Below are 16,499 nucleotides of genomic sequence, written 5' to 3' on the forward strand. Positions count from 1 at the left end.
ATCAGATGTAACACAATTAAAATCTGATGTTGCGGAATTAAAATCAGATGTAACACAATTAAAATCTGATGTTGCGGAATTAAAATCAGATGTAAAAATGCTTAAATCATTTCATATTGAAGACATTAAAAAATATAAAAAATAAAAATATTTTAATTTTTTAGAATTGAATGATAATTATTAACTTTATTTAATATATTTAATAGATATATATTTTTGCAAGAATCTTGAATACTTTTTTTATTTTAAAATTGATATTAAAATATTCAAATCATTTTATTTTTTAAATTTAACGTTTTATACTTATTCTATTTTAATAATTTAAACTTTATATAAATTTTTAAAATAAAAATAGACCTTTTTAATTATAATTAGGTCTATTTTTTATTTTTTTGTCTTTTTATTGTTTTCCTCTTCAACAACAATCTTAATTTCATTATCTTTTTCTTTATCGGTTTCTGTTTCAACCTCTTGCAAGATCTCATCTATAGAATATTCTTTAATATTTGTTGTCTTTTTCTCTTTTTTGGGAGGCAATTTTAAATTTGTTGCAATATAATCAATTTCTTCTTTCACAATTGTTTCATTTTCTAATAATGCGTCCGCAATTAATTTATGAAGTTCACGGTTCTCATTAATTGTTTTTTGAGCAATTGCTTGTGCCTCTGTAATTATTTCACGAACAGCTATATCTATCTCATGAGCAACTTTTGAACTAAAAGCTGAATTTTTGGCATAATCTCTACCTAAAAATGGATTTTCAGTATCTTCTTCATATTTTATTGGACCTAAATTTGACATACCGTATTCAGTAACCATTTTTCTAGCTATTTTAGTTGCTCTTGCAATATCGTCTCCTGCCCCGGTTGAAATATTTTCTTTTCCATAAATAATTTCTTCCGCAGCTCGACCACCCATATATGAAGCAATCATTGCCAACATTTCTTTTTTAGTCATGTTGTACTTTTCAACGTCCGGAAGCATTAAATTATAACCGCCAGCATTGCCTCTTGGAATAATTGTAATTTTTTGAACTTTATTACCACCAGGGACTTTGAGACCTACAACAGCATGACCTGCTTCATGATAGGCAACCATTTGTAGTTCTTCTCTTGAAATAACACGGCCTTTTTTAGCGGGCCCAGACATAACACGATCTATAGCTTCATCTATTTGAGCAGGTGTTATTAATTTAGTATTTTCACGAACAGATAAAATTGCAGCTTCATTAATAACGTTTTCAAGTTGAGCACCAGAGTATCCTGGTGTTCTTTTTGCTATATTTTCAAATTTTATTTCAGGACTTAATCTTTTACCTGTAGCATGCAATTTAAGTATTTCCTCACGCTCTTTTATGTCGGGTAAATTAACTGTTATTGTTCTGTCAAAACGTCCAGGTCTTAAAAGGGCGGGATCCAAAATATCGGTACGGTTTGTTGCGGCCATTATTAATATTCCCGAGTTGTCTGTAATACCATCCATTTCAACAAGAATTTGGTTTAAGGTTTGTTCACGTTCATCATTTCCGCCACCAACACCACTTCCACGACGACGCCCTATTGCATCAAGTTCATCTATAAATATTATTGCAGGGGATTCTGCGCGAGCCTCTTTAAACATATCCCTAACACGCTTTGCACCCAAACCAACAAACATTTCAACAAAGTTTGATGCGGAAATGAAGAAGAATGGAACATTTGCTTCTCCAGCCGTTGCTTTCGCAATAAGGGTTTTTCCAGTTCCGGGAGGACCACCTAGTAATATACCTTTAGGAATTCTTGCTCCAGCATCAGAATATTTACTTGGATTTTTAAGGTAGTCGACAAGTTCTTCTACTTCTTGTTTTACTTCCGCGTTTCCTGCAACGTCTTTAAATTTTTTATTAGTTTTAACTTTGACCGCTTGGTTATTTGTCCCACCTAGTCCGGTGCCCCCCATAGATTTCACTTGCATTTTATATACTCATACAAGCATAGCTATAAGCAATAAAGTAGGTAATAATCTAATAAAAATATCAAAAATAGATACGCCCGTTTTTATTTCATTAACAACTATATTTTGGTCAATTAATTTGTTTGAATTTGCATCTGAGCTCCACATAGATTGTTGAACCAACTTGTTTCATGTTGAATCAGGTGTAATTTCTATTTCTTTTCCTTTTTCATCCAACCCAACAATAGCGTGACCACCATCTTCTTTGGCTCCGTTTTTAATTAGTTCTTGAACAATTTCTAACCCAAGATTACTTGAATTAGATGATGAAAAAAACGCATTTCTTTCATCATTGCCATTAAGTTGGGTCTTAAATCAAACCAACTTTTCACCATTATCATCCACAACATATTTTCCTTCTATAGAAGCAGATTCTATATCCGATCTTAATTGCACAAATCTGTTTTTATCATCGTTTTTAGCAGCCGCTTTTATTAATTGTGTCCTAAATTCATTAGGGGTTATCAATTGAGGTTTTGGTTTAAAAATTTTGTACAATATAAAACCGAATAATAAAGCTAAGATAATTGTTATTATTATTCTTCCTCATCTAACTGGTTTTGATTTTTGCATAGGTCTCCTTTAATAAAACATAATGTATTATATTATAATAAAATCATTTTCTTTAATTAAATATGTATTATCTTTTAGTTTAAATGATGATGTAGAGATTTTAGAATTTATAAATTGTATTATTGATTTTAATTTACTTGACGATAATTTTAAGTTAGAATAATTTTTATGTAAAAAAGTAAATAAAACCTCTTCCTTGTTAACTAAATTTGCAAAATATACACAACTATATTTTTGCTCCTTTCAAGCACTTAATTCTAACAATATTTCATCATTTTTTTTAATTCGATTTTCATTTAATTTCAAAAATTTTTCAACGTTTTTGCTGAATTCTTCATCAGAAATGTTTTTTAAATTATTACGTATTTTATTTCTTTCATATATATCCAATTCATTGGTTTCATCAATACCATACTTTATATTTTTTTTGTCTAATAAATTTATTATTTCTTTTTTTCTAAATTTGAATAAAAATGGTCTAATCACCTTCATTCCATAGATATTTGTTTCTTGTTTAATGCCATAATATGAGGGTGTTTTTTTAGCATTATATTGCATCAAACATGTCTCCAAAAAATCATCTAAATGATGCGCTGTCATTAACGTGTCACAATTTTCTTTATCATAAATTTCTTTAAAAAATTCATATCTTATATTACGGGCGCAATTCTGAAAATTGCTATTATATGTATAATTTTTGCCCATCTGTTTTACATACAGTTTTATATTATTTTGTTCACAAAACGACACCACTATTTCTTCATCACGTTTTGCTGATTCCCTTTTATTATAGTTAACGTGACAAACTACTATATTTCTATTTTTGTACATATTTAATAAAAACATAGAGTCTGGACCACCCGAAACAGCTAATAAAAACTTAGACATTATTACCTTTTAATTTTTCATTGTAATTATTCATCGCTATATAAATATCATTATAGATAAAACATAATATCGCATCTACATAAAGGTCTAATTTAGATTCAATTATTTTTAGATCTTCCGGAGAAAATTTTGATAGAACCCAATCCTTCATTTCGTATTTCGGATCTTTTCCTATCCCCAATTTTAATCGATTTAAAACATCAACTTTTAACATTTGCATAACGTTTTTTACTCCATTATGATTACCATCACCACCTTTAACTTTAAGAATTGCCGAACCCACTTTTAAAGAAATGTCATCATGAACAATCAACACATCATCAGGACTAATATTGTAAAAATTACATATGTCCCTCACAAATTCTCCAGATAAATTCATAAATGTCTTTGGTTTAGCAATAATAAAATCATTTTGTTTTGAAAAAACACCATTAAATTTTTCTTTATCAAACTCTAAATTATATTTTTTTGCAAACGCATCTAAAACAATAAAACCATAATTATGTCTTGTATAATCATATTTTTCTGCGTCATTCCCTAATCCTACTATTAATTTCATACAACTAATTATATGCTTTAAAAACATGATAATTTTTGATATTAAATAATTTACAATATAATTAAGAAAATATGAATGAATATAAACCTAAAAATTTTAAAGAAAATACAGATGCAATAGTTATAGTTAATACCCCAAATCACGTAAAAAAAGAAGAGGTTTTATTAGAAATAACTGAAAAAGACGAAAAAGATGCCTTAGAAAATAAGATGCCTGTACGTCTTTATAAATTACACAAATCCGAATTAAATATAGGCTTCTCAAAAATTTTTATCCATTCTATGATAATTATTTTAGTTATTATCATGATTTCATTGCAAGTAACAAATGTGCTAATGCCTAAAATTAAAAACACATCAATTGGTTGATATATAACTTTTTCATTATTATTGTTATCTTCTTTATTTTTCTTGATTAAACATTGAATTAATGTATGTTCAATAAAAGAACAAATGGAAGATTACAGGTTAGAAAATGTTGATACAACTGTAACACCAAGTTTTGTTGGAAGCTCTTATATAGGTGGTGTAAGATCCAATTTAATAAATATTTGATTTACATCGTGAATTAATTTTTATACTTTGCTTTTTATAATAATTATCCTTTCATTAAATAGTGCTGCTTGAGAGATAAATAGTAATAATGGGCATTTTGTAATGAATATTGATTGACCATTAATTTTAGAATCATCTTTTGGAAATGTAACATTCTTTATTGCAATAGTGGGTATAGTTTTAGGAATTTTCGATATATTATCAATCACTAGATATATCTATAATTACAAAAAAATAAAGATGATTGAAAATTATTCTCCTTCTAATATTTCTCAATACCATGAAAAAGCAAATCTCAAACAATTAAATAAAGCTTGTTTGATTATTTCGTTAGTAGTTTTAGCCCTTTTTCTTAGCTTAGTGGTGATTCCTCTTTATTTATTATTTAGAAAAAGAAGAAAGAGAGATTAATATAAATGAATAAAATTTTTGACAAAATTAAAATCATTGCATTTGATATAGACGGCACAATTTTAACATATAGACAACATCTTATACATGATAAGATTAAAAAAATGTTCAAAACATTAAAAGATAACGGCTACATTATAGTAATAGCTACTGGGCGCGAATATAATACAGTAACTAATATTATGCCCCAAATTACAGCCGATTATTTAATTGGTGGTAACGGAACATTTATTTATGATTTGAATAAGCAAACTGAAGTATGAAATAATTATATTAATATAGACTCTACTAAAGATATTGTTAACAAATTAAAAGATGAAATGAGCAATATTTTTATAACAGACTCAAAAGCAATACATGCTATAAACAAAATTAATACTGATAATTGGTTTTGATCAAAATACACAGATAAAATAAAATTGTTAGATTTTAATAATGTTGATAAAAATACAATCTCTAAAATAGAAATTTTTCATGACTTTGAAAATGCTTTAAATAAAATTAAAAAGGCTATGAATGAAATCAATTCGCCTCTCGAAATAACTGCGTCATGATCTAGGGGTACATTTATATCTAATAAAAATGTAGATAAGATATATGCAATTGAAGTTATAGCTAAAAAATATGGTTATAATTTAGAAAACGTTATGGCCTTTGGGGATGGCGCAAATGACTATAAAATGATAAAACATGCGGGTGTTGGTGTTAGTGTTTTGGGTAGACAAGGACAAAACATAAACAACAATAAAGTTGCTAAATTTATTATTGCCCCTCCAGAAAATTTTGGTATATTAGAATTTTTAGAAAAAAATAAATTTATTTAGGAGAAAACATGAAAACATCAAATGTAACAAAATATTTTTATTCCTCTTCTGGGAGCAATAACACAAGCACTATTGTAATGCTTTCAATTGCTGGAGGATTGTTAATACTATTTATATTGTATTCAGTAATTAAAAGCACAATTAGTAAAAGAAAAATAAAAAAACAAAAGCAAATGATAGAAGAAATTGCAACTAATGGTTATCAACAAGCAATTCTCGATATAAATGCTTTGATCGAAGAAAATAAAGATAGACTATCCAATTTTGAGGTATCTATTGGCGAATATAAAATGAGTGAAATAACAAATGTTCCAAAAAAAATATTAAGCGAATTATTAGAAAGCGATGTTTATCAAACTGTTTTTAAAAATAATGTTGAATATAAAGAATTATTCAACCAAACGTTAGCGTTAAAAGAGACAAAAAGTAATCTTTGAGAAAAAAGAATCCCTAACACTTTAGAATTTTTTACCTCATTGAAAAATAACTTTGAAAATTCATTAACAAATTTTGAGGGACGTTATCAATTATCAAAATCAAGAATTCAAAAATATTATAAAAATAAAAAGGATAATGATGAAAAATTATAATCTTCCAAATAAATTAACAATTTGTCGCCTTTTTCTAGTTATTCCTTTTATCATTTGTTTGACCATGTATAAAGTAAGCATTTCTATAGAGAATATGGGGTATGAAATTTATGGCCGTATTTTCATGGGAATATCACTTTTTATTTTTATTTTTGCTATGTTCACAGATTTTCTAGATGGATATTTCGCAAGAAAAAACAGAATAATTACTGAATTTGGCAAACTATGAGACCCTCTAGCCGATAAAATAATAACCACAACTGCTCTATTGTTTTTGGTGGGATTTCGCACGGTACCTGTTTGAATATTATTAATTCACATACTAAGGGATTTAATTGTTGATGGTTCTAGAATAGTAATGGCTAAATATAATATAGAATTATCGGCATCAATATGAGGAAAACTAAAAACTTTATGTTTAACTCTTGGAATAATATTAGTGATGTCTTTTTATACATTTTATAATGTCGATGAACACCTTGTTATATTAGAAAACCAAACATGACAATACTGAATGGACGCGTTGATTAATCACTCCATAAACAGTTTAATAATTTTTTCAACATTTTTTAGTCTTTATTCTGGTGCGCTATACTTGAAATCTGTTTGACCATATTTAGGATAAAAAATAAACCACCTCTTGTGGTTTATTTTTTAAAATATTTTTAAAAAAATTGTAAATGATGCTATTTTTTTCTCTTGATCTAACATGTCGTAGCTAAATTCAATATTGTTTTTGCTATTTTTTATTTTTGTTGTTTCAATAATTAAATCTAAAAAACCATGTTCTGTTTTATATCTATTTTTTATTTTTTTTCCTAATTCAAGTTCAAGAAAACTTACCCCAGAAATAATATTTATGGCATCATCTTTTACTTCTATCCTATTCATAACTTTATTACTAGGTTCCAAAAATTCATATACATCAAAGTCCTCATACTTATCAATATCTACAAATGATGTAAATTCAATAATGTTTTCTTGACCATTTGCATTACTAATACTTTTGAAATTTATTTTCATAAAGAAAGTCTATCTCTTATTATTTTTTCACCAAATAAGAATATCGCTTTAGCAAGCTCTGGTCCATGTTCTTGATTCGTTGTGGCCAGTCTTATTGGCATAAATAAGTTCTTTCCTTTGATGCCCGTTTTTTCCATAACTTCAGAAATCGCTTTTTTAATGTTTTCAATATTAAACTCTTGATTTTTCATTGAATTATTAAATTCTTTGATAACCGAATTATCAAAATTTTTAATATCAAATTTAACGATTTGTTTATCATCATATATGGCTAATTTATCCTGTAATTCTTTTATGCAATATACACTATCTTTGTATGTTTCTATGAATATATTATTCCATTCGCTATTATGGTTAGAAGCTAACATTTTTTCTATTTCTCTATTATCTATTTGTTTTAAATATTGTTTAGAAAATCATTGCATTTTAGAAATATCAAATTTAGAAGGACTTTTTGATAATCTTTTATAATCAAATCTTTGTATTAATTCTTTATGTGAAAGGATTTCTCTTGACTCGGGATCTGTTCAACCTAAAAGTGCTAGAAAATTAAATACTGCTTCAGGTATATAACCTTCGTTTTTATAATCTTCTATAAATTGTTTTAGTGTTAAATCACGTTTTGATAGTTTTTTTCCCTCCATATTGGTAATTATAGTTAAATGTCCAAATTTGGGAACTTCCCATCCCAAAACATCATAAATAGCGAGCTGTTTTGGGGTGTTTGCTATGTGTTCCTCACCTCTTAATATATGAGTAATTTGCATATCATGATCATCCACAACAACTGCTAAATTATATGTTGGAAAACCATCACTTTTTTTAATAACAAAATCACTAATTTCATTTGAATTAAATTCAATTAATCCTCGAACCAAATCATTTCATTTGTAAATTTTATTTTTTGGAACTCGAAATCTAATAGAATATTCATTGTTTTTTTCACGTTTTTCTTGTTCTTCTTTTGAAATTTTAAGTCAATTAGAATCGTATCTAAAAGAAGTAATACCTTTTGATAATTGTTCATTTTTTTGTTTTTCTAATTCCTCAGAATTATCATATGCCTTGTATGCTAAATTTTTATTTAACATATCTGCTATTACTTCATTATATCTATCTATCTTTTCTGATTGACGATATTTCCCGTATTTTTTATTTGGGTTTAACGGATCTTCATCAGCTATAATTCCTAATCACTTTAAATTTTCTAGTTGAGATTTTTCACCATCTTTAACATCGCGTTTTTGATCTGTATCTTCTGTCCTTATAACAAAAGTTCCTTTATTATGTTTAGCAAATAAATAGGAAAAAAGAGCTGTTCTAGCCCCCCCTATATGTAAATATCCTGTAGGACTTGGCGCATATCTTGTTCTAATTTTTTTCATAACACTATTTTAACACTTCGCGCTAAAAGAGTTTATAATAAACGCATGAACCTTAGTGAAATATTTGATAAACAAAAAAAATTGGATAAAACAATATTAGAAAGATCGCAACATTTACTATCTAATTTAACCATTGAAGAAAGAAATAAACTTAGCAAAATATCTCTTATAGTTGAAATGGGCGAATTTATGAACGAGATTGAATCTTTTAAATATTGAAAGAAAAATAAGAAAAATAATAAAGATAATATTAAAGAGGAATTTGCGGATGTTTTACATTTTATTATCAGTTGAGCTGTTATAAAAGACATTGATCCTATTATCGAACCTAAGATAATCAATAATGATGTAAATGATCAATATATAGAAATAATGAAATCATTAGTTTTATTGTTTGACAATGATAATAAAGAAAATGTTACAAACTCGCTCTCTTTAATTCTTGGTTTAAGTAAACTAGTTGGCTTAACACCTCAAGAAATTAAAGAGTCATATTTAGTTAAAAATAAGATTAATTGAGAAAGAATGCAGAACAATTATTAAAAAACATTCATAATGAATGTTTTTTTAAATGTTTTTATGATGACTATTTAATTTTTTCAACTCTTCTAATATTAGTTCTTCAGTAGTAGGGGGCGCTGGTTTTTCTTCTATGTTTCTACCCCTCATTTTAAAAACAATATTTTTTATAAGAAAATACGAACCTAGAAATATAAATAAAAATATAAAAACAATAACAAAATAAATAAGGGCTGCCAAAAACTTACCAAGATAAATACCATTAACTTGTCATTCAGATATTGATTCATTAACTCCAACAATTTTAACAATAGTAGCCATTATAACATCATCAGCTAATGATTTTACAACAGCTGAAAAGGCGGCTCCAATAATAAGACCAATGGCCAAAATAATCATGTTTCCTTTTGTTAATATCTTTTTAGCATCGCTAAACGATTTCTTAACAATATTAAAGTTTTCTTTTTTCATTATTTAATCTCCTTTAATCTTAAAAACACCTCATCTAATTGTTCTTTTGTGATTTCTGATGGTGATCCCGTTAACAAATCATACCCATTAGCATTTTTAGGAAAGGCAATTACATCACGTATTGAACTAGATTTTGTCATTATCATTATTAAACGATCTATGCCAAAAGCCATACCTAAATGAGGCGGCAACCCATAATTAAATGCATCTATAAAGAAACCAAATTTATTTTTTACTTCTTCATCTGTTAATTTAATTAAGTTGAACATTTTTTGTTGTATTTCTTTCTTGTGAATTCTTACGCTACCTCCAGCAATTTCATAACCATTTAAAACTAAATCGTAAGCTTGTGATTTCATTTTAGTAATATCAACATTATCAATATCACCCTCAAAATTTGTGAATGGATGATGCATGGCTACATATCTTTTTGATTCCTCATCATATTCAAACATAGGTCAATCTTCAACTCACGCAAACTCATATGTGTCTTTTGCGTAATTAAATAACTCATTAGCCTTTATACGAACAGCCCCTAAAGATATTGAGGTATTCATATATGTATTAGCAACTATAAAAATCGTTCCTTTTCCATAATGCATTTTTTCGCATTTTTCAATAATTTTTAAAGAATTTTCTTTGTCTTTTACCGCAAAATTGCTTTTTATAATTTCATTATTTTCATGAGTAATGTATCAAAGAATATTTGCCCCATTTTTTTTAGCTACTTCTTCAAAAATTTTAAATTCGTTATTAGTAATAATATCAGGAATATGAATCATTCTTATTGATTCTTGTTTTGAAATTATTTCAAAACCTGATTTTCTGTCTCAATCTTCTATTGTAGTAATTTTGTTATCGTATCTTAAATCGGGTTTATCGCTACCATAATCGTTAATTGCATCATTATAACTTATTCTTCTAAATGGTGTTTTTAATTTTTGTCCTATAGATAAAAAAACTTTTTTCATCATTTTTTCTATGTGTTCTTGAAAATGTTTTTTCGTCATAAATGAAGCCTCAATATCAAATTGAGTAAACTCTGGTTGACGATCTTTTCTTGAATCTTCATCTCTAAAAACTTTTGCTACTTGATAATATCTTTCGAAACCTGAAGCCATTAATAGTTGTTTAAATAGTTGTGGTGATTGCGGAAGAGCAAAAAACTTTCCTTGATGTCTTGTTGGAACAAGATAATCCCTTGCACCTTCAGGAGTTGACTTACCTAAAATGGGAGTTTCGATTTCTATAAAGTCTTGATCAGATAAATAATTTCTCATTATTGAAATAACTTTAGCTCTTAAAATAATATTTTTTTGCATTGTTGGACGACGAAGATCTAAATAACGATATTTTATCCTCAAATCTTCACTAACATTATTATCATCACGAATACTAAATGGTAATTCATTTGAATCTGAAAGTAAATCATATGTATTTACTAAAATTTCTATATCACCTGAATTTATTTCTTTATTTGATTCAATTCTTTTAATTACTTTACCGGTCGCTTTTAAAACAGCTTCCTTATTGATATGTAAATCTATATTATCAAAAACAAGTTGAACTATACCACTTCTATCACGTAAATCAATAAAAGTTTTTTTACCAAATCTTCTTTTATTTTGAACTCAACCATAAACTGTTAATTCTTTTCCTAAGTGTTTTAATGTTATTTCATTATTATTAATTGTTTTCATTAGTCTTCCAATTTCTTTTCATTTTCTAGGTTAATTATTGCCATAAATTTTGTTGCGTCAGCAATTGAACCCACAAATGAAATATTATCATTTCTTAATAATTTAGTTGTACCTACAGGTAGTATGCCTTTCCCTTCTCTTGAAACAAATACAATATTTATTCCCTGATCATACAAATTTAATTCTTTCAATTCTTTGTTTTCAAAATCTTTGTTATATACATTTGTTGAACCCATGACAAAATTATGTCCAATTTCATTTAAATTTTTTGAATAGTGAATAAAATTAGGATTTGTAGCAATTAGCGCAGTTCTTACTCCTGCTTCATATTCTGGTCGAACAATCATATGAACTCCTATTTGTTTTAAAACTCTAGCATGTCTTCTTGATGTTGCGCGAACAATAATATTCTTAACTTTTAATTCTAAAAGTGCCGCCACTATTTCTAAATTATCTGGTGAAGCCACAATAACTGTCGAAACTTCTTTAATGCTAATAGCATTTAATGCTTTCATGTCAGCGGCATCCAATGCATAAACATTAGTTGCTAAATCACTAATTGCTTGTAATGCTTTTTCATCTTTGTCTAAAACTAAAACTGGGTAATTTAACTTATTAAGTTGTTCTATAATTGCCTGCCCGTAACGCCCAGCACCAATTACACAAATATCTTTTTTCATTTTCATAATTGCCTTCATCTTTCATACTAATATTCTAATTTAAATATATATTAATAATAGTATAAAATATACAATTATGAAAAATAATAAATTTAAATTATTATGATCAAAATACCAAAATAAAAATAATAATAAGAAAAAAATCAAATATATATTTTTTGTATATTTCTTTATAGTTTTTATTTCTTCAATTATTTTATTTTTCCCATGAACCCACACCGGAAAAGAAGAAATTGATTATATGGATGCTATTTTTACAAGCGCTAGCGCTTTTAGTAATACTGGATTAAATACTATAGAATCACAACAAGATGCATGAAACATTTTTGGACAAGCAATAATTGGAGCTTTAATATTTGTTGGTGGAATCGGGTTTTTTGCACTAAAAGTTTTTATAATGAACTACTTGTTTAGGTTTAAAAATTATGATTTATCTCAAAGAGAATTGTTAAATACTGAAAGAGGGGATACTACTCTTCAAACAAGCGACTTAGTTATTAAGAGTATTAATTTTATTATTGGTACTTTAATAGTAGCTGGTCTAACGCTTACAATATACTTTTATTTTGTGCCAAACAAACCGCTTCCAACAGTATCAAAATCAGCTCTTCCACTTTCTCCTTATCATGATATATCACTATCTTTTAGGTTTGGGTTTTTCCACGCAATTAGCGCATTAAATAATGCTGGATATGATATTATGGGAACAAAATCTATTAGTCCATATTTTTATAATTATGGTTTGCATATAATTTTTATGATTTTATTCATAATAGGCGGAATAGGATATCCTGTTATATATGATTTTTTATCATGAGTAAAATTTATTTTCAATAAAAAAAATAAAGGTAAAAAATATAAATGATCATTGTTCACTAAAGTTAGTTTAACAACGTATTTCTTATTGTCGTTTATCTCATTTTTGGTTGTTATTTCAATTGAAGTAGGTGGTAATACAAACTATTGACAAAACGAAAACTTTGGCGGGCAATTAAATAAGTTATGAGTGTTGTTTTTCAGCATTTTTTCAACAAGAAGTGCTGGATTTTCGCTTATATCTATGCATAATTTGTCTCCAGCCACATTAATAATTTTGAGTATACTTATGTTTATTGGTGCAGCTCCCGCATCAACCGGAGGAGGAATTCGAACCACTACATTTGCAGTTGTTTTTATTTCATTGTTTTCTAAAATGTTAGGTTATAAATCTACAAGAATGTTTAAAAGAAAAATACTTGATGAAAGAGTGCAAATGGCATCAAATGTATTTCTTATTAGTTTGATATTAATTATTATTGGAATACTAATCCTACATTCTTCATTAGATATTTATCATGGAGAATTAGATTCAACTTATACAACCTCACACTTATTATTTGAAGTAACATCAGCCTTCGGAACTACAGGTTTAAGTACGGGCATAACTAATAAATTAAATATTGCTTCTAAAATAACATTAATTATATTAATGTTTATCGGACAATTCGGTATTTCAAGTACTATTCTTGTTTGGAAAAATAGATCAAGTAAAGAAAACTTTTATGAATATATTGAAGAAAGTATTGCCTTAGGTTAATTGTGAATCTTATAATAATATATTTAATATATAATATATATTAATATTTTATATATATTAATATAGGAGAATTATGTTGTTTGATGAAGATGAAAAAAAAGATAATATTGAAGAATATGATGATGAAGAAATAAAAACAGTTTTTAATAATGATAAACCTAAAGAAGAGATTGAAGAGGATGATGAAGATGAAAATCTTCCTCAAAACATAACTGGTTATCAAGTTGAATCAGCAATAATTGAAGAGCCAACAAGAGGACTTTATCCTCGCGATATACGCGAAGAAATGAAGAGTTCGTTTATTGACTATGCAATGAGCGTTATAGTTTCTCGTGCTCTACCTGATGTAAGGGATGGATTAAAACCTGTTCATAGAAGAATTTTACATGGGATGAATGAATTAGGAATTACATCATCTAGCGCCCACAAAAAATCAGCTAGAATTGTTGGGGATGTTTTAGGAAAATATCACCCACATGGTGATAGCTCTGTTTATGAGGCCATGGTTAGATTAGCACAAGATTTTTCACTTCGTTATCCTTTAATAGATGGTCATGGTAACTTTGGAAGCATTGATGGAGATCAGGCCGCCGCAATGCGTTATACAGAAGCAAGGATGTCTAAAATTGCGTCTGAAATGTTAGATGGTATAAAGAAAAATACTGTAGATTTCATCGATAACTATGATGCCAGTGAATTAGAACCTGTTGTTTTACCAAGTCGTTTCCCTAATATTTTAGTTTCTGGTGCAACGGGTATTGCTGTTGGTATGGCAACTGCAATTCCGCCTCATAATTTAGGTGAAACAATTGATGCCACAATTGCACTTGCTAAAAATCCTAATATTTCAATTGATGAGTTAATTACATATGTAAAAGGTCCTGATTTCCCTACTGGTGCAGAAATAATCGGAAAAAGAGGAATATATGACGCTTACACAACAGGAAGAGGTACTATTCCTGTTAGAAGTAAGGCTAAAATAGAAACTCTTGCAAGTGGTAAGTCAAAAATTATAATCACTGAAATACCATATGAAATAAGAAAAACAGCAATTATTGAAAGAATTGCAGAACTAGTAAAAACTAAAGTTATAGATGGAATTACCGATTTACGTGATGAATCTAATAAAGATGGAATTAGAATTGTTATTTTAGTAAAGAAAAATGCTGACCCTAACGTTATTCTTAACCAACTTTATCGACAAACCCCACTTCAAACAAATTACAATGCAAATATGGTGGCGCTTGTAAAAGGAGAACCAAAGCTTCTTAATTTAAAAGAAATGTTAGAATATTATCTCGAACACCAATATGACGTTGTAACAAGAAGGTTAAAATTTGATCTAGAAAAAAATGAAGCAAGACTATTAATATTAGAAGGTCTAAAAATAGCTGTAGATAATATTGATGAAGTTGTAAAAATCATTAGAAGCTCAAATAACGATCAAGAAGCAATTGAACGTTTAATGGTTCGTTTTGAATTGGTTGAAATTCAAGCAAAATCAATAGTTGATATGCGTTTAGGTCGTCTTACTGGTTTAGCAATCGATAGAATGAATGAAGAAATTGCAATGTTAGAGGCTGAAATTTCAAAAATTAAAGCTATTTTAGCCAGCCAAGAATTATTAACTAATTTAATAGTAGACGAGTTAAGTGTAATAAAAGAAAAATATGGTGATGAACGTCGGACAAAAATAAATGAATCTGCTTCAATTAATATATCGGATGAAGATTTAATACCTGAAAGAGAAATTGTTATTTCCCTTAGTTCGAAAGGTTATGTAAAAAGAACTGATCTAGTACAATATCGTACCCAAAAAAGAGGTGGTATTGGCGCTAAAGGGATGCAAACATATCAAGATGATGATGTTGAACAATTAATAATTACAACAACCCATATAGATTTATTAATTTTCACTTCTTTAGGCAGAATTTATAGAATAAGAGCTTTACAAATCCCTGAACAAAGCAAAAGCTCAAAAGGAATACCTTTTGTAAATATAATTGATTTATTACCTGAGGAAAGCGTTATCTCGATTATTGCAAACAACGATTATAGCGACAATAATTTCCTTGTTACAATAACAAAACAAGGAATGATTAAAAAAACACCTATTTCTGAATACAAACGAATTAACACAAACGGTAAAATAGCTCTTGGATTAAAAGAAGATGATCAATTAATTAGGGCCATGATAGTTGATGGTCAAAGAGATATAATCATTGCATCTAATGATGGTAGCTTAGCAAGATTTACCTGTGATGATATTCGTCAAAGTGGGAGAACAGCTGTTGGCGTTATAGGTATAAGATTAAGAGAAAATTGCTTTGTTGTATCAGCTAGCCACAGTGGCGAGGGAGATTATATACTTTCGCTTGGTTTTAAAGGTTATGGTAAAAAAACATTAGCTGATGAATATAGAAAAACAAAAAGAGGCGCTCGTGGTGTACATACTCTAAACACCGATAAAGCAGGAGAATTAATAGGATGCCGTTATATAAAAGGTGATGAAGATATAATTCTTTTAAATAATAAAGGTACAACAATAAGAATCAACGGAAATGAAATACCAATAATAGGAAGGTTTGCAAAAGGTGTAAAAGTAATTAGCTTAAAACGTAATGAAAGTCTTAAGGCGTTTGAGGTTATAGATACTAAGGGAATAGAGGAAGAAGCAGAAGCTGAATACCAAAGAACGCAAGAAGTTATATTAAGTCAACGTAGCGAAGATAATGACGATGAATAAAAAAGAGG

Annotated in this window: 15 protein-coding genes; 7 read left to right on the plus strand and 8 right to left on the minus strand. The window is 27.9% G+C overall.

Annotation, left to right across the window (positions count from 1 at the left end; genetic code table 4):
* Positions 1 to 384: 384 nt before the first annotated feature.
* Genes ftsH through pth form a run of 3 tightly spaced genes read right to left on the minus strand, consistent with a single transcriptional unit; the run spans position 385 to position 4,012 of the window.
* Positions 385 to 2,565 (minus strand): ATP-dependent zinc metalloprotease FtsH, encoded by a 2,181-nt coding sequence (gene ftsH / locus T380_RS0100010; protein WP_027333925.1) that lies wholly within the window; start codon positions 2,563 to 2,565, stop codon positions 385 to 387.
* Positions 2,566 to 2,592: 27 nt separating this feature from the next.
* On the minus strand, positions 2,593 to 3,453 hold the full coding sequence (gene tilS / locus T380_RS0100015; protein WP_036436584.1) for a tRNA lysidine(34) synthetase TilS: 861 nt from the start codon (positions 3,451 to 3,453) through the stop codon (positions 2,593 to 2,595).
* Positions 3,446 to 4,012, minus strand: coding sequence for an aminoacyl-tRNA hydrolase (pth, locus tag T380_RS0100020; RefSeq protein WP_027333927.1), 567 nt, complete (start codon positions 4,010 to 4,012; stop codon positions 3,446 to 3,448). The genes tilS and pth overlap by 8 nt, the downstream gene beginning before the upstream one ends.
* A 71-nt stretch (positions 4,013 to 4,083) precedes the next feature.
* Here pth and T380_RS0100025 point away from each other — a divergent pair, with 71 nt between their 5' ends.
* From T380_RS0100025 to pgsA, 4 genes are read left to right on the plus strand one after another with little or no spacing between them, the layout of a single operon-like run.
* Complete coding sequence (locus tag T380_RS0100025) at positions 4,084 to 4,977, plus strand: MSC_0882 family membrane protein (RefSeq protein ID WP_027333928.1); 894 nt, start codon at positions 4,084 to 4,086, stop codon at positions 4,975 to 4,977.
* Between the two features lie 5 nt (positions 4,978 to 4,982).
* Positions 4,983 to 5,801, plus strand: coding sequence for a YcsE-related riboflavin metabolism phosphatase (locus tag T380_RS0100030; RefSeq protein ID WP_027333929.1), 819 nt, complete (start codon positions 4,983 to 4,985; stop codon positions 5,799 to 5,801).
* Positions 5,802 to 5,809: 8 nt separating this feature from the next.
* Positions 5,810 to 6,391, plus strand: a complete 582-nt coding sequence (locus tag T380_RS0100035; RefSeq protein ID WP_027333930.1) for an MHJ_0274 family protein — start codon at positions 5,810 to 5,812, stop codon at positions 6,389 to 6,391.
* Entirely contained in the window at positions 6,378 to 7,016 is a 639-nt protein-coding gene (gene pgsA / locus T380_RS0100040) for a CDP-diacylglycerol--glycerol-3-phosphate 3-phosphatidyltransferase (RefSeq protein WP_027333931.1), read from the plus strand. The genes T380_RS0100035 and pgsA overlap by 14 nt, the downstream gene beginning before the upstream one ends.
* A gap of 29 nt (positions 7,017 to 7,045) precedes the next feature.
* Here the strand turns inward: pgsA and T380_RS04165 are convergent, their stop codons facing one another.
* Together T380_RS04165 and gltX are read right to left on the minus strand one after the other, a co-directional pair.
* A complete protein-coding gene (locus tag T380_RS04165) occupies positions 7,046 to 7,414 on the minus strand; it encodes a DUF1934 family protein (RefSeq protein WP_051599893.1) in 369 nt (122 codons plus the stop codon).
* The gene (gene gltX, locus T380_RS0100050; protein ID WP_027333932.1) at positions 7,405 to 8,799 is read right to left on the minus strand and encodes a glutamate--tRNA ligase; all 1,395 of its coding nucleotides are present in this window, start codon (positions 8,797 to 8,799) and stop codon (positions 7,405 to 7,407) included. The genes T380_RS04165 and gltX overlap by 10 nt, the downstream gene beginning before the upstream one ends.
* Before the next feature lie 45 nt (positions 8,800 to 8,844).
* On the opposite strand from gltX, the gene T380_RS0100055 reads away from it, so the two are divergent.
* On the plus strand, positions 8,845 to 9,342 hold the full coding sequence (locus T380_RS0100055) for a dUTP diphosphatase (RefSeq protein WP_027333933.1): 498 nt from the start codon (positions 8,845 to 8,847) through the stop codon (positions 9,340 to 9,342).
* 24 nt (positions 9,343 to 9,366) lie between these two features.
* Here the strand turns inward: T380_RS0100055 and T380_RS0100060 are convergent, their stop codons facing one another.
* The 3 genes from T380_RS0100060 to T380_RS0100070 are packed head-to-tail and all read right to left on the minus strand — an operon-like array spanning position 9,367 to position 12,175.
* The gene (locus tag T380_RS0100060; RefSeq protein ID WP_342665508.1) at positions 9,367 to 9,789 is read right to left on the minus strand and encodes an MscL family protein; all 423 of its coding nucleotides are present in this window, start codon (positions 9,787 to 9,789) and stop codon (positions 9,367 to 9,369) included.
* Positions 9,789 to 11,489: an aspartate--tRNA ligase gene (aspS, locus tag T380_RS0100065; RefSeq protein ID WP_027333935.1), complete on the minus strand. Its 1,701-nt coding sequence runs from the start codon at positions 11,487 to 11,489 to the stop codon at positions 9,789 to 9,791. The genes T380_RS0100060 and aspS overlap by 1 nt, the downstream gene beginning before the upstream one ends.
* The gene (locus T380_RS0100070; RefSeq protein ID WP_027333936.1) at positions 11,489 to 12,175 is read right to left on the minus strand and encodes a potassium channel family protein; all 687 of its coding nucleotides are present in this window, start codon (positions 12,173 to 12,175) and stop codon (positions 11,489 to 11,491) included. Before T380_RS0100070 ends, aspS begins: the two co-directional genes overlap by 1 nt.
* A gap of 70 nt (positions 12,176 to 12,245) precedes the next feature.
* Between T380_RS0100070 and T380_RS0100075 the strand changes: the two genes are divergently transcribed.
* Entirely contained in the window at positions 12,246 to 13,745 is a 1,500-nt protein-coding gene (locus T380_RS0100075) for a potassium transporter TrkG (protein ID WP_027333937.1), read from the plus strand.
* A gap of 73 nt (positions 13,746 to 13,818) precedes the next feature.
* Positions 13,819 to 16,491, plus strand: a complete 2,673-nt coding sequence (gyrA, locus tag T380_RS0100080; RefSeq protein ID WP_027333938.1) for a DNA gyrase subunit A — start codon at positions 13,819 to 13,821, stop codon at positions 16,489 to 16,491.
* Positions 16,492 to 16,499: the final 8 nt, after the last annotated feature.

It is taken from the genome of Mycoplasma elephantis ATCC 51980 (assembly GCF_000687815.1).
Lineage (GTDB): Bacteria > Bacillota_I > Bacilli_A > Mycoplasmatales > Metamycoplasmataceae > Mycoplasma_H > Mycoplasma_H elephantis.